Source organism: Streptomyces sp. N35 (assembly GCF_016464295.1).
In the GTDB taxonomy this organism is placed as follows: domain Bacteria; phylum Actinomycetota; class Actinomycetes; order Streptomycetales; family Streptomycetaceae; genus Streptomyces.
The window spans coordinates 122,302-140,632 of sequence record NZ_JAEIMH010000001.1 but is presented as its reverse complement, the minus strand read 5'-3'; the positions used below and the strand labels follow the sequence as shown (position 1 = coordinate 140,632).

At 71.6% G+C, this 18,331-nt stretch carries 10 protein-coding genes; 1 reads left to right on the top strand and 9 read right to left on the bottom strand.

All coding sequences use genetic code 11. The annotated features are described in order from the left end of the window. The first annotated feature begins 140 nt into the window (after positions 1 to 140). Positions 141 to 1,574: a cellulose binding domain-containing protein gene (locus JAO81_RS00570; protein ID WP_199545703.1), complete on the top strand. Its 1,434-nt coding sequence runs from the start codon at positions 141 to 143 to the stop codon at positions 1,572 to 1,574. A 66-nt stretch (positions 1,575 to 1,640) separates the two neighbouring features. On the opposite strand, the gene JAO81_RS00565 is transcribed toward JAO81_RS00570, so the two are convergent. The 9 genes from JAO81_RS00565 to JAO81_RS00525 form a co-directional block, all read right to left on the bottom strand. Further along, complete coding sequence (locus tag JAO81_RS00565; RefSeq protein WP_199545702.1) at positions 1,641 to 2,948, bottom strand: SPFH domain-containing protein; 1,308 nt, start codon at positions 2,946 to 2,948, stop codon at positions 1,641 to 1,643. Then, on the bottom strand, positions 2,945 to 4,585 hold the full coding sequence (locus tag JAO81_RS00560; protein ID WP_199545701.1) for an SPFH domain-containing protein: 1,641 nt from the start codon (positions 4,583 to 4,585) through the stop codon (positions 2,945 to 2,947). The genes JAO81_RS00565 and JAO81_RS00560 overlap by 4 nt, the downstream gene beginning before the upstream one ends. A 262-nt stretch (positions 4,586 to 4,847) precedes the next feature. Next, the gene (locus tag JAO81_RS00555; protein ID WP_199545700.1) at positions 4,848 to 5,726 is read right to left on the bottom strand and encodes a siderophore-interacting protein; all 879 of its coding nucleotides are present in this window, start codon (positions 5,724 to 5,726) and stop codon (positions 4,848 to 4,850) included. A gap of 81 nt (positions 5,727 to 5,807) precedes the next feature. After that, positions 5,808 to 8,885, bottom strand: coding sequence for a hypothetical protein (locus JAO81_RS00550; protein ID WP_199545699.1), 3,078 nt, complete (start codon positions 8,883 to 8,885; stop codon positions 5,808 to 5,810). A gap of 2 nt (positions 8,886 to 8,887) precedes the next feature. Further along, positions 8,888 to 10,714 (bottom strand): HSP90 family protein, encoded by a 1,827-nt coding sequence (locus JAO81_RS00545; protein WP_199545698.1) that lies wholly within the window; start codon positions 10,712 to 10,714, stop codon positions 8,888 to 8,890. A 49-nt stretch (positions 10,715 to 10,763) separates the two neighbouring features. After that, positions 10,764 to 11,744 carry a hypothetical protein gene (locus JAO81_RS00540; RefSeq protein ID WP_199545697.1) on the bottom strand — a complete coding sequence of 327 codons (981 nt, stop codon included), beginning with the start codon at positions 11,742 to 11,744 and terminating at the stop codon, positions 10,764 to 10,766. A gap of 157 nt (positions 11,745 to 11,901) precedes the next feature. After that, positions 11,902 to 16,107 carry a S8 family serine peptidase gene (locus JAO81_RS00535; RefSeq protein ID WP_199545696.1) on the bottom strand — a complete coding sequence of 1,402 codons (4,206 nt, stop codon included), beginning with the start codon at positions 16,105 to 16,107 and terminating at the stop codon, positions 11,902 to 11,904. A gap of 117 nt (positions 16,108 to 16,224) precedes the next feature. Then, positions 16,225 to 17,223, bottom strand: a complete 999-nt coding sequence (gene gap, locus JAO81_RS00530) for a type I glyceraldehyde-3-phosphate dehydrogenase (RefSeq protein WP_199545695.1) — start codon at positions 17,221 to 17,223, stop codon at positions 16,225 to 16,227. A 141-nt stretch (positions 17,224 to 17,364) separates the two neighbouring features. Next, on the bottom strand, positions 17,365 to 18,321 hold the full coding sequence (locus JAO81_RS00525; protein ID WP_199545694.1) for a GlxA family transcriptional regulator: 957 nt from the start codon (positions 18,319 to 18,321) through the stop codon (positions 17,365 to 17,367). Positions 18,322 to 18,331: the final 10 nt, after the last annotated feature.

Sequence of the window (18,331 nt, the reverse complement as noted above, 5' to 3'; positions counted from 1 at the left end):
GGTAACAAGGAGGCCGGGCTTCCGTTATCCACTCTTCACCCTGCCCGAGCCCCGACACCCCGGTCGACTGCGGGTAATCTCGGCGCCGTTCCAACAGCCGGGCGCGCATCGCCCAGCGCGCCCCACTGAAGGAGTTTTCCGTGGCGACCTCCCGCCGCCGGCGGCCTCAAGGCCGCAGCCGAATAGGCAAGGTGTTCAAAACCCTGCTCGTCCTGGCCGTGCTGGCCGGTGCGGGTTTTGCCGCCAAACCGCTGTACAACCACTTCAATCCGGACGAACCCGACCTAACGGTGCGCTACCGCACCGAAACCAAGGCCGAGTCCGACGCCGCCCGCCCGTGGCTCGAGGTCCTCAATACGTCCGACAAGCCCCTGCCGTTGAGCGAAGTGAAGCTGCGCTACTACTTCACGGCCGAGGACGACGCCCCGTACGCCTTCAACTGTGTCGAGGCCCACATCGGCTGCTCGAACCTGTCCGGGACGATCGTCGCCATGGACAAGCCCAGCGAAAAGGCAGATCACTACCTGGAACTGGGCTTCTCGGACAAGTCGGGCACGGTGGCCCCGGGTGGCAACAGCAAGGGCCTTGAGCTCCAGCTGTTCCGCACCGACCACAAGCCGCTCCAGCAGGACGACGACTGGTCCTTCGACGCGACGAAGAGCGCGTACGCGGAAGCCGAGCAGATCGCGGCGTACCGGCAGGGCAAGCTCGCCTGGGGCGAGGAGCCGGACGGCGGGACGGGCACCACGGAGGCCGGCGGCTTCACCGAACTCCCGGCCGGGGCGGTCTTCGACAACTTCAACTACCAAGGCCCCAAGGACACCGCGCTGTTCAAGCACAACTGGCTGGTGCGGTCCAGCGAGGGCGGCCCCGGCGTCGAGGACACCTGGGAGGCGGGCGGTATCTCCTTCCCCGGCGCGAAGGACGCGGTCGACGGACAGGTGCTGAACCTCAGGGCGAGCACGGACGGCACCAAGTCGGGCACCAGCCAGTCGGCGATCGGCACCAGGAACGGAACGTTCCGCGCCGGCACCTACGCCGCCCGGGTCAAGTTCGCCGACAAGCCGGCCTCCGGCAAGAACGGCGACCCGATCCAGCAGACCTTCTTCACCATCGGCGGCAAGGGCGCCAAGTACAGCGAGCTCGACTTCGAGTACATGCCGAACGGCGGCTGGGGCGCCCCGGGTCCGCGGCTGACCACCACGACCTGGCGCAACGACGATCTCGAGGACATCGGCGCGCGCGTCACCCGCGAGCACGACAAGCGCCTGGGCGGCTGGCACACGATGGTCATCGTCGTCGACAAGGACGGCGTCACCTACAGCATGGACGGCAAGACGCTGTACCGCAGCAGCAAGAGCTATGTGCCGCGCTCGGACATGCACATCAACTTCAACACCTGGTTCGTGGACCTGGACAAGCCGCTCTCCGGTGAGCGGGTCTGGGACATGCAGATCGACTGGATGTACCAGGTCGCGGATCAGACGCTGACGGCCGAGGAGGCCGAGCAGGCGGCGGAGTCCTTCAAGGAGGGCGGGGTCGGATACTTCGATACGTCGAAGAAGACCGACTGACACAGCGACGACGGAAGGGGGCCGCCCGGGTTACAGCCCGGGCGGCCCCCTTCCGCGTGGCCCGCGTCAGCCGCTGCCGTCGCCTTCGTCGGGCCTCCCCTGCGGCAACGCGGCGATCCGCGGGATCAGTTGGGCCGCGAGCAGCGTGGACAGCGCCGATGTGTCGCCGCTGCCGGCGCCGTCCGTGCGGACCACCACCGGCTGCGGGGCCTTCATGGCCAGTTCGGCGCCCACTTCGAGGCGGCGGCGGGCCAGTTCGTACTGGAGGACCGCCCGGTTGTCGCGGTAGGCCTGGGCCAGGGCGCGCTGGGCGCGGGCCTCGTTCTGTGCGGAGATCAGACCGCTGCGGCCGCGGGTCTCGATCTCGAAGCGGACCCGCTGGGCGTTGGTCTCCTGCTCCTCCAGGAGCTGGGCGACCTGCTCGCGCGCCTTGTTGAGGGCCGCCTTGACCTCGACGATGCGGGCGTCGCGCACCTTCTTGGCGCGCTCGATGTCCATGCCCAGGCTGTCGATACGGCGCTTGCGCGTCAGCCCCCACTCCTGCTCGTACGCCGTGCGCTCCTTGGCGACCCGCTCGCGGGTGGCCAGGTGCTGCTGGTACTGGGCGGGCAGCTGGACATCCGGGATGTTGCAGCCGGTGATGCGGACGCCGTAGCGGTCGAGCTGCCGGTTGAGGAGCTGCTGCATATCGGCCACGTCCGAGCCGCGCAGATCGTACGCGCGCTCGGTGCTCACCAGACGGGCCCGCTGGCGGATGGCGTCCTGGACCGCGCTGGAGAGCACCAGGTCGAAGTTGCCCGCGCCGATGGTCCGTACGAAAAGGACGGCGTCGGTGATACGGAACTTGAGGAAGAACTCGATCGAGCGCAGCGGCACGTTCTCCCGGGTCGGGCAGGCCATCACCGGTGCGGAGTACGGGATTTCGGTGGCCGTGTCGACCACGAAGTCCACCCGCGACCAGGGGTGCCACAGATAGTGGCGGCCCGCTTCGAGGGTGCGGGTGACGGCTCCGTAGCGGGTCAGGACGCCGTTGGTGCCCTGTTCGATCTCGACGATCGAGGAGCGCCACCACCACAGGACGCCGATCACCAGGAACAGCGCACCGGACGTGTAGGAGAGCGTCGCGAGCGCACCGTACGCGAGATCGCCGAGGCCGTCGGACTCGGCTTCGCGCAGGGACAGCATGACCCCGGCGAGCAGCGTGAACAGGCCGAGCCACAGCGGGAGCATCCACCACAGACGGCGGGTGCTGCGCGGGATGATGACGGGGATCAGGGTGCCGGCCTCGCCCCCGCGCAGCAGCTGGGCGACGCGGCTCCAGGGCGCGACGGCCTCGGAGATGACCGACCGGCGGTGGGTACGGGTGGTGCTCATGCGTCGCCCTCCTCGTTGACGGTCTCCTCGGTGACGGCCTCTTCGGGGCCCGCCCCTTCCATGACGGCCACGACGGTCGGCCGCTCGGCCGCGAGCAGCTCGTCGATCTCCTCCTGGCGGGCGGCGATCCGCGTCTCGACCTCGTCGAGACGGTCCCGTACGGCCGCCATGTCGGCCTCGGTGAACAGAGCTTCGCCGCGCTCCCCCACCAACTCCCGTGCCAGGCGCAGGAAGTCGACCCCGGCCGCCCCGTCGGCGTCCGCGCCACCGATCCGCACCAGGTGCGGCAGATGGTCGGCGACCTGTTCCAGGGTGTCGAGGATCTGCCGCTGGTGGCGGTATTCGAGGATCTCGGGCGCCTGGGCCGCGGTCACCGCCCGGATGTCGAGGGCCTGCGCTTCCAGGAGCGCCGCGTTCGCCTTCGCCTCCGACTCGGCCTGGACATAGCGCTGGTGGGCCAGGGCCTGGGCGCGGTTGGTCTCGCGCTCGACGGCGGTGTCCATCTGCGCCTGGTACTGGGCGATATCGGCCTGGATCGCGGAGAGGATCTCGTGGCTGGTCGCGAGCTCCTTGCTCAGATCGCCCTCGTCCTGCTCCTTGCGCAGCATCAGCGCGTACTCGTGCGTGTAGGCCTCCTTCGCCATCCGCACCATCTCGGGTGCGGCCAGGTCCATCCGGTACGCCTGGTCGGAGGGCTCGGCGTGCGTGATGTTGGCGTTGGTGAGCTCGACCGCGGGGCGGAACTGGTGGTTGAGCTGTTCCAGGAGCCGGCCGGTGTCCTCGCCGACCATGTCGTAGATGCCTGCGGCCTCCTGCTCGTAGATGAGGCTGCGGATGGTCTCGCTGACCGCGTTGGCGAGCTTCTCCTCGAAACCGCGCACCGCGCCGAGGGTGTAGACGAACTCGGTGGGATCGCTGATCCGGAACTGGATGAACAGATCGATCGAGGCCTTCACGCCGCCCGTGGTGGGTGCCTCGCGCACGGGCGCGTTGAAGGGGTATTCGCGGGTGGTGTTGACGATGTACGAGACCCGCTTCCACGGGCTGATCAGCGTCACGCGCCCCGGTCCGACCACCTTCTCCAGCTTGCCGAAGCGGGTGATCAGGGCCTGGCAGCCGTCCGGCACCATCACCATGCCCTGCCGCCACCACACGAACGCGACCGCGGCGAGCGCGATGACCCAGTAGTGCGCGCCGAACAAGGGATGGGTGAGCGGTGAGCCGTCCGCGGCGGAGACCACGGCCGTGCCCACGGCGCCGATGACGAGGAGCACGAGCACCGGGAGCATGCTGATGAAGGAGCGGCCCTTGGGCAGCACCATCGGACAGATCACATGGACCTTCTCGCCGTCCTCGCGCCGCTGTTCGCTCTGGTTGAGCGCCTCGCCGGCCTCGTCGAGCGAGACGGTCTTCTGGACCATCACGGTCGCCAGGGAGCCGCCCTGTTCCCGCGCGGCCGGGAAGTCGGCCGGGTCCATCCCCTCTTCCTCGGGTGCGAAGCCGCCGCGCGCCGTGAAGGGCTCGCCCTCGCCGCCGACGCGCCGCCGGATCTCCTCCTCGGCCAGCTGCCGCGGGTCGGCCCCGGCGGCCACCGCCGAGATCACCCTGCGCGCGCTCTGCGCCCGTGTTCGCGCCATGTTCGTCCCCTCGCCCCCGTGTCGTACCTGTGTACGTCCGGATGCTGGCAGGGGTGCGTACGGCTGCGCATTGCCGTGGTCCGGCAGCGTTCGGGACGGAACGGTGCCGTGTTCTTGTGGGCGGAACGGTGCCGTGTTCCCGTGGGCGGTGCGGCGCGTTCCGCTCGGTGGGCGCTGTGGCGGCTGCCGCGCGATTCCCGTCAGCGACGGGGCGGCTTCCGCGCGGTCCCGTCAGCGCGAGGGCGGCTTCCGCGCGGTCCCGTCAGCGCCAGTAGCCGGTGAACGTCACCGAGTCCTTCGGGAAGCCGCGCTCGCCCACGAGATGACGCCGCACCTCGGTCGCGAGCCTCCGGCCGCCGGCCACCCAGGCGTATCCGGGGCCGTCCGGCAGGTCGGCCGCCTTGACCTCGGCCAGCACGCCGTCACCGCAAGCGGCGCCGCTCTTCCTGGTCACCCAGTGCACGGTGCTGCCTTCGGGGGCGTCGAGCGGCTGAATGTCGTCCTCGTGCGGGATCTCGATGTACGCGTGGACGGGTACGCCTCCGCCCGCGCTTGCGGCCTGGCTCTCGCCCCGGGTCCCGCCTCCGCTCCCGCCCGCCGAGCGGAGGATCCCCGCGATGGCCGGGAGTGCCGTCTCATCGCCGACGAGCAGATGGTGGCGGGCCGTTGAGGGCGGCAGGAAGGTGATGCCTTCGTCGAGGATGCCGGCCTCGTCGCCTTCCGCCCCGTCGCGCGCCCAGGCTGACGCCGGTCCGAGCCCGCCCTCGGCGTCCTCGTGGAGGGCGAAGTCGACATCGATCTCGGGCCCGTCGCTGTGGACGCCCTGCTCGCGGTGGGCGCGCACGGTGTAGTTGCGGCCGACCGGCCGGGTGTCCTTGGACATCAGCATGTACTCGGCGACCCAGAGCCCGCCCGTGCGCTTGGGCAGCCGCAGGCCGCGTTCGCCCGGCAGGAACAGGCGGAACCACTGGTCGTATCCCAGGGGCGTGAACCCCCGCAGGGCGGGGCCGCCGAGGGTGACGCGGACGAAGCCGGGGCTGATCTGTTTGCGGGCCACGGCCTGGACGACGAGGAAATCCCGCTGTTCGGGCTTGAGGTACTTGCCGCTCCTGGCCACCGCCAACTCCCCACCCCTGGACATCAAGTTAGGTAACCCTAACCCAGGGTGGCGTGCCCGGGGTAGGCACAGGGGCCGGCCCGATTCCGGGCCGGCCCCGCCTCGTCACTCGTCCCGGAGTTGAGCCGCCAGTTCGGTCAGCGGTGCGGCCTCCTCGGCCGCCCCCATCGCGGTCAGCCGGGCTATCGCCGTGTCCACCCGGGCGAGGGCCGGGGCGGTGCGCTCCATGTAGAGGCCCTCGACGGCGCCCGCGAGGCGCACGCACTCGGTCCACTCGCCGAGCCGTCCGTCCGCGGGGCCGAGGTCGCCGAGCAAGGAGATGGCCTGGTCAAGGGCGGCCAACGCGCCTTCGTACTCGCCCACATAGGCGTTCACACGGCCGTGCTCGTACGCGAGGGCCGTCTCCAGGGAACGGCCCATCGGCTTGAACCCGTTCCGGTCCGCCGCCACGGCGACCCGTTCGGCGTCGGCGAGCAGGGCACGCGCGTCGCGGAGACCTTCCGTCCCCTGCTGCTTGGCCTGCAGACGGGCGACCTCGCGCAGGTGGTTGCTGATCTGCTCGTAGCGCGGAGCCTTGGCGTGGGCGGCCAGCGCCTGGTCGAGGGCGGCGCGCGCGGCACCGAACTCGCCGGTCTCCGCGAGGAGTACGGCCGTCTCGCCGGCGATCATGGCGTGGCTGCCGGGGTCGTCGTCCCACCCGGCCGACTCGGCGGCGAGCTCGGCGAACTCCGCCGTGGCCGCCTTGAGGTCGCCGCCCGCGTGCAGGGCGCGGGCCCGGATCAGCCGCAGCTGGGCGGTCAACCGGTCGTCCAACTCGCCGTTCGCGATATCGGGTTCGGCCAGTACGGAGTCGAGCAGCGCGATGGCGTCCTCGATCCGGTCCAGGTCCACGCTGAGCTGTGCGGCGTTGCTGTAGGCGCAGAAGCCGTCCACGCGGCTGCCGTACCGCAGATGCTGCTCCGCCGCCCGGGTCAGGTGCCGCAGCGCCTCGTCGGGGCGGCCCAGGTGCATGCAGACCTCGGCCAGGTCCTGGTGGTAGCGGCCCCGGTCGTCCGAGTCGGCGGGCCACTCGGCGGCGTGGCGCAGGGCCTCGGTCAGATCCGTGTACGCCGACTGCGGGTCCTGCAGACCGAGATGGAGGCGGCCGCGCAGACCCAGGGTGCGCGGCAGGTGCCACGCGGGGCCTTCGCTCCGCAGCCGGACGAGCAGGGCGTCGATCCGGGTGACGGCGCCCGGCAGATCTCCGGAGAGCGCGTGCAGGGTGGCGCGCAGGAGTCCGGCGCCGGAGCTCTGTCCGGCGAGCCGGTGCCGGTCGGCGCACTCCTGCAGCAGGTCGAGCTCGGCGTGGGCCGGGGCGATGTGCTCCTCGCGGTGCGAGGTCTGCAGACGGATGCCGAGGGCGGAGGCGCGCAGGCGCAGGAGCCGGGCCTCGTGGTGCGGGGTGAGGCCCGGGGTCTCCTGATGGAGGCGGACGATGGACGCGTGGGCGGCGGTCAGGGCGTCGATCTGCGCGGCGGTCGCGGCGGCCTCGTCGCCGCCGGAGCCGTCGGAACCGTGGGAGCCGCCGGAGCCGTCGGAACCCTGGGAGCCGCCTGGACCGTGGGAGCCGTCGGAACCCTGCGAGCCGTCGGAACCGTCGGCCCCGGACGCGCCCGCCCCTTCCCGCGCCGGCGCCTCCGCCGCCGCGAGCAGGGCGCACGCCTGCGCGACGGCCGCGTGGCCGGCGAGCCCGGCGTCCTCGTAGAGCCCGGCCGCCTCCTCGTGCAGCGCCACGGCCTCGTCGAACTCGTCCTTGTTGCGGGCCGTGTAGGCCTCGTCGGTCAGCAGGTCGGCCCGCAGCCGGGCGAGCGGCCCGACGGCCGGATCGTCGGGGTGCCGGTAGTCGCGCGCGGCGGTCAGCACGCGCAGCCGTGCCCAGCAGGCCGTATCGCCCGGGTGACCCAGCTCGTCCAGCTCCCGTGCCCGCAGGATCAGTTCGGTGAGCGACTCGGGCACGGAGGGGGCCGGGCGGGCGGGAACGGGGGCGGGGGCGGGACCGGCGACTGGGGCCGCCAGGTCGTCGAGCACCCGTGGCCGCAGCGTCAGCTCGAGGGCGTCGAGCAGCGGCGCGCGGTCCAGGCGGGCGCGGCGGCGCCCGCTGACGGCCGCGGTGCCGTTGCGGGCGCCGAAGCGTCCGGCGAGCCCGTCGGCGCGGCGGCCCACCTCGGCGCGCAGCCCGGCGACCGTCCAGGTGCGGCCCGGGTATCCGGCGGCGGCGAGCTCGCCGTGGCCGAGGAACTCGACGCGCCGGAGCAGGACTTCCACGCCGGTGAGGAAGGAGAGCAGGTCGGCAGGCGAGTCCACCTCCGCGAACAGGCTCCGGTTCTCGGCGAGCAGTTCAAGACCGCGCGCCTCGTTCCCGGTCAGCGCGCAGAACTCCAGATGCCGGCCGACCTCGCCGGCCGTCGAGGGGTTGCGGCGGCAGGCACGGTACCCGGCGAGGTGCAGCTCGCGGGCCCGGTCGGCCTGGCCGGTGCGGAGCAGGGCGAGCAGGGCGTACGAGATGGAGCGGGCGGGCTCCTCCTGGCAGGAGTCCTTGCCGGTGAGCACCGGTTCCCAGACCCGCAGGGCACCCTGGTCGTCGCCCGCCGCGAGGTGGTGCCGGGCGCGTTCGCAGATCTCGCAGGCCTCGCAGTCGCTGTACCGGCTGCGGGCGCGGGCCGCCCACAACTCGTAGGCGAGGGCGGTGTCCTCGCCGGCATGGACGGCGAGCTGGTACGCCTGCCCGTAATACGGCTGCAGGTCGAGACCGGCCTTCGTGTACCGGTCGCGCATCTCGGCCAGCCACTGGCGCAGTGTGGCGAGCGGCACCTCGGGCAGCGAGAGCAGGGCGTCCGCCCCCCACTTGAAGCCCAAGAAGAGCTGGTGGCCCGGGCGCTCGTCGAAGACGTCCGGCTGCTCGTCGTAGAGGTTGAGCAGCCGGGCGAAGACGACCGGGGACTTACGGGGTTCGGAGCCGTAGGTGTACGCCTCCTGGAGTTCGAGCAGTGCGTCGGCGAGCGCGGCGGGATCGTCGAACTGCTCGGCCGCGTCCACGAGTTCCTCGGCCGTGACGGTGCGCGTCCGGCCGTAGGGGCGCTGGTCGTTGTCGCGCAGCGCCTCGTAGAGCTCGTCGGTGTTCTGCGGCGGGTGTGCGGTCGGCATCGTCAGCTGTCCTTGCGGAGGGCGTGGGCGAGCAGGTCGAGGAAGGAGCGGTTGATGAGGCTGGATTCGGCGGGCCGCAGCGGCCGCCGCGACAGCATCGCGGCCTGCCCGTAGAGGGCTTCGGCGCTGGTGCGGGCGAGTTCGGGCTCCTCGATGGTCACGGCGGTGCGGACCAGGGGGTTGAGCTGGTTGAGGATCAGCTGGGCCCGCGGCACCTCCTGGCGCAGGGAGCCGAGGATGTCGCCCCACAGGCCGCCTTCCTGCTCGCGGGCGAGCTGGGAGCGGGTGCGTTCGTGCCGGGCGTCGCGGCTGTCGATGAGCAGGGCCGGGGCGGACGCGGGCTGAAAAGTGCGCAGGGCGACATCGCAGTCGAAGACGGCGAGGGCGTCGCGGGCGCGCGCGAGATAGGCCGCGGCGGCCAGTTCGGTCTCGCGGTCGACGGGGTCGAGATGGGCGGTGAGCGTCTCCGGGTCGAGGTCGGCGACGCTCACCTCGGGCCGGATCTCGGGCAGCCGGTGGACGAGCTCGCGGTCGTACGTGTAGCCGCCGTTGACCACGCCGAGTCCGGCCGCGGACGCGATCGCGGCGACCTGCCGGAACTCCTCCACGCTCGCGGTGACGAGCACGGTGCGGTGGGTGCGGGCGAACTCGTCGAGCGTGGCGTGTCCGTCGGTGGTCTCGAACGGCAGCCAGGGCAGCAGCATCCGCAGGATCTCGTCGTCGTGCACGGCGAGGGACTTCACGGCCAGGTGATGGACCTGGAGGAAGCGGGCGAGCAGGTCGGGGTCGCTGGCGGCGGCCTTGGCGATCCACTCGCGAAGCCGTTCGGCGAGTGCGTCGCGTACGGCGGCGAGGGTGTCGTCCTCGTACAGGGACTCGCGCGAGGCCGTCGGGCGCAGGGACTCGGCGTCGACGACGCAGCGGACGAAGAAGGCCCAGTCGGGCAGGATCTCCGGGGCCTGTTCGGACAGGAGCATGCCCTTGACGTGCACGCGGTGGCCGTGGCGGCGGCCACTCGGCACGGCGTCGGGCAGGATGCAGGCGATGCCCTTCAACCCGACGGCGGGCAGGTCGAGTTCGATGGTGTCGAGCGGCTTGAAGCCGAAGACCTCTTCGCCGTACGCGGCCAGGGCGCGGCCCCGCGCACCGGGTGTCGGGTGCGTCAGGGACCAGGGCGCGGGCTCCGGGTTGACGGGCACGGCCGGTCCGCCCGCACCGTCGTCGAAGGTCACCGGGTGGCGAAGGAGCGAGCCGAAGTGCCGTGCCAGGGCGTGCACTTGGGCCGGGCGGGTCCATTCGGCCGCGTCGGCGCGGGGCGTGAGCGTCACGGTGGTGCCCGGCTGCGGGCGGGCCGAGGCCGGGAGCGTACGCACGGTGTAGCTGCCGTCGCCGCGGCCGCGCCATTCGACGGCGGGGGCATCGGGGGTGCAGGCGCTGCGGCTGACCACGTGGATCTCGTCCGCGACAAGGAAGCAGGAGAGCAGGCCGATGCCGAACTGGCCGATGAAGTCGGCCCGTTGCTCGGCGATCTTGTCGGCTCGTTTGCTGGAGCGGCCGATGGTGGCGAGGAAGGTGTGCACATCGGCCTCGGTGAGACCGACACCGTCGTCCTCGACGCGGACGACGCCGCCGTCCGCGTACAGCCGGATGCCGAAGGCGCCCTGGGGTTCGAGGGCGCGGCGGGCGGTCAGGGCGTCCACCGCGTTCTGCATGAGCTCACGCAGGTAGACCCGGGGGCTGGAGTAGAGGTGGTGGGAGAGGAGGTCGACGAGGCCGCGCAGATCGACCTGGAAGGTGCGGTCGGCGGCGGTGTTCTCGGGCAGGCTCATAGGGCAGTCCGGAGTGTGGTGGGCGGCGGGCAGACGAAGGGGTGGCGGCTCAGAAGGCCTTGCGGAAGCGCGCGTACGTCTTCTGCGGGTCCGCCATGAAGGTCCACGGCCACTCGGTGAACACACCGTCCAGCTCGCGGAAGACGTTCGAGGCCTTGCTGCTGCCGGCGAGGGAGAGGGCCATGGCGAAGATGTTGTAGTCGCCCTGCCAGCCCGGGCGGCGCTCGTACGCGTGGTGCAGGACGCTGCGCTCCGCCGCTTCCCTCAACTCGGTCCGGATCCTGGGGTCCTGGAGGCAGTCGCTGTCGTCCGACTCCACCCACTGCTCGACGTACGCCATGGCCACGGCACAGCCGAGCCGGTGCCCGTCGGGTGCGGCGGCGAAGGCCTTGCGGGCGAACTCCAGGGCCTGCCCCGGCTCGCCGCCCCAGCGGGGCTGCAGCTGCGAGACCCACTCCAGGTGGATGTCCAGGTTCAGCGGATCGCGGCGCAGACCGGCCGCGAGCCGGGCCTCCTTGACGCTGTCGTCGACGGACATGCCGCGGCCCGAGGTGAGCAGATGGCGCCACGGCGTGATCCAGTCGGGCCGGAGCTCCGCTGCCTGGAGGAGGTGCTCCTCGGCGATCCGCAGCCGCTCGTAGAAGATCTGCCACTGCTCGCGCGTGACGTTCTTGGCCAGGTCCGAAGTACGTGCCTCCCAGCCCCAGTGGACATGGCGCGCACCCGAGATCAGCAGGGCGGTCGCCCGGTGCTCCTCGTCCTCGTCGGCGGCCCGGACGATCCACTGCTCCAGACCGTCGATATCGGTCAGCTGACCGAGGACCGCCTGGTCGCGCCCGAGGTCGAACGGCGCGAGGGCCGCCTTCACCGCGGTCCAGTCCCCCGCGTCGGCGGCCTCCACGGCGGCGAGCACCCGCGGGTCGCCGAGCGCCCGCAGCGTGTACACCCCGTGCTTGCCCTTGCGGGGCGCAAGGGCGTGCGGATCCCCCGCCGGGCCTTCCCCGCCCCTGCCGAACAGCTTCCCCAGCATGCCGCGCCCTCCCCAGGTGCTGCGTGATCGTCCGCGCAGCATAAGCGGGGCCTGCGACACCGCTTCCACGGGGTTCTCACAGAACCGGCACAGGGTGGGGCCGGCCCGAAACCGGGCCGGACCCACCCTGGCGGTCAGTCGTCCAGATGCGCGGGGATCAGTCGTCCAGCGTCAGCCGGAGCACACCGCCCTCGTACGTACCGGCGTACAACGCGTCGCCGGAAGGATCGGCGACGAGGGACTGCACGTCGGTGTTCTGCATTCCGCGCGCGAGACTGTCCCAAGTGCGGCCGCCGTCATCGGACTTGAGCACGCCGCGGCCCCCGAACGGGTTGCCCCAGTCCCAGCGGCTCTGCGTGCCGGCGTACAGATCTCCGTCGATCTCCACGATGTCGGAGACCTTCATCCGCAGCCCGCCCGAGTCACCGGTACGGAAGGTCCGTCCGCCGTCGGTCGAGTAGCGCAGGTCCGGGCCGCCCGCGATGATCCGCGAGCCCTCGAAGGCGATCGCGGTGGTCTCCTTGTCGTCCGCCTTCTTCAGCGTCTTCCCGCCGTCGTCGGAGTACCACAGGCCGAGCGGGCCGCCGAGCCACAGCCGGCCGGAGCCGGGCTTCTGTGCCAGGGCGCCCACGTACAGCTTGTGGTTGTACGAGGTCCAGCTCTCGCCGCCGTCGGAGGTGGTGTACACCCCGCCGGCCCGGCGGTTGGCGTAGCCGACGGTCACCTTGTCGGGGTTGCGCGGATCGATGTGCAGCGCGGTGAGGTCGCCGTCGAGCTGTCCGCGCTCCTCCCACGTCGTACCGCCGTCCGTGCTGCGCTGGAGGAAGGAGCCGAACAGGCCGTCGAGGACCCGCCAGACCGTCTTGCCGGAGGCCTGCATCAGCGGGAAGCCGGCGCCGGTGGAACCCTCGAACTCGCCCTGGCCCCAGTCGGGTTCATCCGACCCGAGAGGGGCGCGGTAGACGCCGCTCTCGGTGCCGGCCAGGACCTTGCCGTCGGAGACGGTGAGCGAGGACACCGTGCTGCCCTGGACGCCGATCCTGTCGTACGCGCCGTTCTCGCCGCCGCGCATGATGCCGGAGGTGAAGCCCACGGTGTGCGAGCCGTCGGCCCACACGTCGAAGTCCTCGGTCACCGTGTCGCGGTTGGGCTTGTCCACGCTCGTCCAGCTCTTGCCGCCGTCGGTGCTGCGGCTGAGTCTGCCCTGGTCGTCGTGGAGGATCTGCCCGTCCGACACGTTCACCATGCCGTTGGGCCGCCGCTTGGTGTTGGTCCAGGTGCGGCCGCCGTCCTCGCTGACCCTGAGGCCCGCGTCGGTGCCCTGCACCTGCAGGGTGACGAGCGGCCCGGAGACGTCGTAACCGAAGAACGTCTGTTCCGCGGTGCCGGTGAAGACCTTCTCCGCGGGCTTCGGGTCCCCGGACAGGAAGTCCCGGATCACCCAGATGTTCTTGCCCTCCCAGCCGTAGAGGTCATCGCCGCCGAGCTGCACGGACAGGATGTAGTCCGTCGGGAAGCCGAGATCCTCGACCTTCCAGGTCCGGCCCCGGTCACGGCTCACGGTGTACTGCCCGAGCAGGTCCTCGGCGATCAGCACGCGGTGCTTCGGGTCGGAGATCAGGTTGACGTACGGGGAGGCCGGGGCGTTCAGCTTGGTCCAGGTGCGGCCGTTGTCCCGGGTCTCCATGAGCAGACCGCCGTACTGCACCGGCGGGTGGTCGGAGCGGACCGCGACCCACCAGTGCGCGGCATCGCTCTCGTCGACCACGATGACCGGCGGCTGCTTGGCGCCGCCGAACGGCAGCCGGGTGCGCTGCTGCCAGGACCTGCCCTTGTCGGTGGTGACCCAGGCGCCGCCGGTGGTGCCGGTGGACACCACGCCCTGGTCCGGGTCGCTCGGGGCGAGCGTGAGGTTGCTGCCGGCGCTGTACGGGCCGACCGGCTTCCACTTGCCGCTGTACTCGGTCTCGCGGGTGACCTCGAAGGCCCCTTCGCCATAGACCGTGTTGCCGTACACCGAGCGGCCGTTCACCGTCAGGTCGTACGTGCCCGGCCGCAGGTCCTCGAACTCGGCCACGTAGTGCGTCGGCGCCGCCTTCTTCAGCGGCACCTCGTACGACCGGCCGTGGCGCGGGTCGACCTTCAGCTTCGAGGTGGACTCGATGGCGACCTGGGAGTAGACGTACACGGTCGCCGTGCCGTCCGAGGGGTCGGGCGTGGCCTCGACCTCCAGGGGCATGAAGGTGAGCTGGTACGGGACGGTGAGGTCGGGGCCGCGCTCCGGGTCGACCGAGATCCGGCCCGTGATGTCCTCGTAGACGGCGGGGCGGTCGGCCTCCGCGGACACGGTCACCTTGACGTTGCCGTGCGCCGGGATCCGGACGGACGACGGGGAGACGCGCGCCTGGTCGTCACCGCGGACGCGGGCGTTGACCGCGCGGTCCGAGGAGTTGTGCAGGGTGAGGGTCCTGCGCCCCTCGACCTCGTCCTCGTCGGCGTCGGGGTGGCCGAAGGCCAGCGTCGCCGGGGAGGCGGAGATCCGGGCGTCGGCGGCGGCGTCGGTGTTCAGGCGGCCGGCGCCCTGAGCGGTGATCGCGGCGTCGAGCGGCTTGGCGGTCCCGGTCAGTTCGTCGCGCAGTTCCGCGGCGGTCTTGTCCGGGTGCAGCTGGCGCAGGAGCGCGGCGGACCCGGCGACCAGCGGGGAGGCCATCGAGGTGCCCGAGAGCCGGAAGTACCCGGTGGAGACAAGGGACTTGGGCACGGTGGAGCGGATCTCCACGCCCGGGGCCACGATCTCGGGCTCCAGGCCGAAGCGCGGGCTCGGGCCGCGCGAGGAGAACGAGGCGATCTGGTCGCTGGAGTCGGTGGAGCTGACAGTAATCTCGGTGTCGGTGCCGGCCAGCTTGCCCAGCTCCTGACCGGTCAGCCGGTCCACACCGAGGATCGCCAGCTTGTCCATCCGCCAGTGGTCGGTGCCGAGAGTGCCGAGGGTGCCGCTGTTGGGCGCCACCCGCGCCTCGCCCTTGGGCGTCTCCTGCGGCTGCTCGGCCTGCTCGCGGCCCTGTTCGGCGGCGACCGGCGCGCCGCTCGGGCTCACACCGCCGATCACGGCGAGGGCGCCGCGCTTCTCGGCCTCCTCGTAGAACTTCTGCTCGAAGTCCTGGACGCCGTCCTCTTCGGTCTGCCCGGGCGGATACGCGAAGAGCAGCACCTTGCCCTTGACGTCGCCGGCGCGCTCCCAGTCCGCGGGCTCGCCCCAGCCCAGGTCGACGACCCGGCCGGTGGCCGGCTCGGTGGGACCGTAGGCGGTCATCACACCCGGGTACGTCTGGATCTCGTCCTTGCCGACGGCCGCGTGCGGCACCCGCGTACGGGAGGTGGAGGCGCCGACGGTCAGGACGCCCTCCGCCGAACCGGGCGAGCCGATCGCGTACTGCTGACCATCGTTGCCCGCCGCGGCGACCACGATGATGCCCGCGTCGGAGGCGGCGGTGGCGGCGAGGCCGACCGGGTCGGTGCCGTCGATACCGGGTCCGGTGGCGCCGATGCTGAGGTTGATGATGTCCGGGCGGTGGGGGTTGGCCGGGTCGGCGCCCGCCTCGATGCCGGCGATGACGTCGGACATCTCGCCGTAGCCGTCCTGGTCCATCACCTTGTACGCGAGCAGCTCGGCGTCGGGTGCGGCACCCGTGACACCGTTGTCCGTCGCGGACTTGGCGGCGACGATGCCGCCGACGTGCGTGCCGTGCCCGTTGTCGTCCATCGGGTCGGCGTCGTCCTCGACGAAGTCGTATCCGCCGACGACCTTGCAGTCCTCGCCCAGGCAGCCGCCCAGGTCGGGGTGTGTGTAGTCGATACCGGAGTCGATGACGGCGACCGTGACGCCCTTGCCGGTCACCTTCTGTCCCTTGGCGTCCTCGCGCTGCCATACGCCGGTGTTGCCGACGAGTTCGTTGGCATCGGCCATGGTGATCTTCATCCGGGCGTCCGGCACCACGGACTTGACCCCGGGCAGCTTCTTCAGCGCCGCGATCTCGTCCGCGTCGACGGTCATCGCCACGGCGTTCACCAGGAGCCCGAGCTTGCGCACGGACTTCGGGTCGACCCCGGCGCCCTTCGCGCGGCCCAGGAAGTCCTTCTGCTGCCCGGCGATGCCGGCCCGTTCGGCCTTGACCTCGCCGGGCTTCGCGTCCTTCGAGGCACCCGCGGGTGCCTCGATCGCCGAGGCCCCGTCGAGCACGACGATGACCTTCTGCTGTCCGGTGGCGGCAGGCGCTGCGGCGGCGGATGCCGACTGGACCGATGTGAGCAGTCCGCCGAGCACCGCGGCCGACAGGCCTATGTGCATGGTTCTTCGATTCACGTACCCCATGCGGCAGCACACTCGCCGTATACCTCTGGGTACGACAACGGCTTGAGGTGACCTACCCGTGCCGGTGGCACCGTTGGGCCACCGGTACGGGTGCTGCAGAAGTGGCGGTCAGCCGGCGGCGAGCAGTTCGAGGGTGTCGATCACACGGTTCGAAAAGCCCCACTCGTTGTCGTACCAGGCGACGACCTTGATGTGGCGGCCGTCGACCCGGGTGAGCGCCGAGTCGAAGATCGACGAGGCCGGGTTGCCGGTGATGTCGGACGAGACGAGCGCGTCCTCGGAGTACTCCAGGACGCCGGCCAACGGGCCCTCGGCCGCGGTGCGGTAGGCGGCGAGCACCTCGTCGAGGGTCACGTCGCGGGCGACGGTGGTGTTGAGCTCGACGATCGAGCCGACCGGTACGGGCACACGGATCGAGTCGCCGGACAGCTTGCCGTCGAGGTTCGGCAGAACCAGGCCGATCGCCTTGGCGGCGCCGGTCGTGGTCGGCACGATGTTGACGCCGGCGGCGCGGGCGCGGCGGGGGTCGCGGTGCGGGCCGTCCTGCAGGTTCTGCTCCTGCGTGTAGGCGTGCACGGTGGTCATGAACCCGTGCTCGATACCGGCGAGTTGGTCGAGGACCTGGGCCAGCGGTGCGAGCGCGTTGGTGGTGCAGGACGCGTTCGAGACGATGGTGTGCAGGTCCGGGTCGTACGCGTCGGAGTTGACCCCGTACGCGAGCGTGATGTCGGCGCCGTCCGATGGCGCGCTGACCAGGACCTTGCGTGCGCCCGCGTCGAGGTGGGCGCGGGCCGCCTTCGCCGAGGTGAAGCGGCCGGTGGCCTCGAGCACGAGGTCGACGCCGAGTTCGGCCCAGGGCAGCTGCGCGGGCTCGCGTTCGGCGAGCACCTTGATGCGGTGGCCGTCGACGACGAGCGTGTCCCCGTCGACGGTCACGGGGCGGCCGAGCCGTCCGGAGGTGCTGTCGAAGGCGAGCAGGCGGGCGAGCGCGGCGGGTTCGGTGAGGTCGTTGACGGCGACGACCTCCAGGCCGCTGTCGCGTTCGAGCAGGGCGCGCAGCACATTGCGTCCGATGCGGCCGAATCCGTTGATGGCGATGCGAGTCATGAGTGGTGTCCCCTTTTCCGTCTGTCCTTCGCCACCAGGCTCGCTCGCCGCGCCTCGCGCGGACAGTGGCGGGATCGCCATGGTTCGAAAGGATCCCGCCAGGCGCCCGTCTGCGGTGTCAGGTACCTCGCGTGCCCGGGGTCAGGTACCTCGCGTGAAGGTGCGCCGGTACTCGCTCGGTGTGGTGCCGAGGATCTGCTGGAAGTGCGTCCGCAGATTCGCCCCGGTGCCGAGCCCGACGTCGGCGGCGATCTGCTCGACGCTGCGCTGTGAGCGTTCGAGCAGTTCACGGGCCAGATCAAGGCGGGCGCGCAGCACCCACTGCATCGGCGTGTACCCGGTCTCCTCGGCGAAGCGCCGGGAGAAGGTGCGCGCCGACACCCCTGCCTGGCGCGCCAGTTCGTCCAGGGTGAGGGGTTCGCCGAGCCGGTGCAGCGCCCACTCGCGGGTGACGGCGAACCGCTCACCGAGCGGCTCGGGCACACTGCGCGGCACGTACTGCGCCTGGCCGCCGCTGCGGTAGGGGGCGGCGACAAGACGCCTGGCCGCATGGTTGGACGCGGCCACCCCGAGGTCGCCGCGCACGATGTGCAGGCACAGGTCGATACCGGAGGCGGCGCCGGCCGAGGTCAGCACGCTGCCCTCGTCGACGAAGAGCACGTTCTCGTCCACCTGGACGCGCGGGTACCGGGCCGCGAGCGCCCGGGTGTAGTGCCAGTGCGTCGTGGCCCGCCGACCGTCCAGGAGTCCCGTGGCGGCCAGCGCGAACGCCCCCGTCGAGATCGCGGCGAGCCGTGCGCCCCGCTCATGGGCGCCGAGCAGCGCGCCCACGACGTTGCCCGGCGGGTCCTCGCGGTCCGGGAACCGGTAGCCGGGCACGAAGACGATCTCGGCCCACTCCAGGGCGTCGAGCCCGTGCGCGACCGAGTACGCGAGCCCGTCGCCCCCCGTCACGAGCCCGGGCGCCGCCCCGCAGACCCGCACCTCGTACGGCATGCTCGCGCGGGTCGTGAACACCTGCGCGGGAATGCCGACGTCGAGCGGCTTGGCGCCTTCGAGCACGAGGACGGCGACGCGGTTCAGGCGGGGAGCTGGCACAGGGAGAGGT

Coding starts and splice junctions, on each gene's coding strand:
- JAO81_RS00565 (WP_199545702.1), bottom strand. CDS start 2,948: ATGAGCACCACCCGTACCCACCGCCGGTCGGTCATCTCCGAGGCCGTC.
- JAO81_RS00560 (WP_199545701.1), bottom strand. CDS start 4,585: ATGGCGCGAACACGGGCGCAGAGCGCGCGCAGGGTGATCTCGGCGGTG.
- JAO81_RS00555 (WP_199545700.1), bottom strand. CDS start 5,726: ATGTCCAGGGGTGGGGAGTTGGCGGTGGCCAGGAGCGGCAAGTACCTC.
- JAO81_RS00550 (WP_199545699.1), bottom strand. CDS start 8,885: ATGCCGACCGCACACCCGCCGCAGAACACCGACGAGCTCTACGAGGCG.
- JAO81_RS00545 (WP_199545698.1), bottom strand. CDS start 10,714: ATGAGCCTGCCCGAGAACACCGCCGCCGACCGCACCTTCCAGGTCGAT.
- JAO81_RS00540 (WP_199545697.1), bottom strand. CDS start 11,744: ATGCTGGGGAAGCTGTTCGGCAGGGGCGGGGAAGGCCCGGCGGGGGAT.
- gap (WP_199545695.1), bottom strand. CDS start 17,223: ATGACTCGCATCGCCATCAACGGATTCGGCCGCATCGGACGCAATGTG.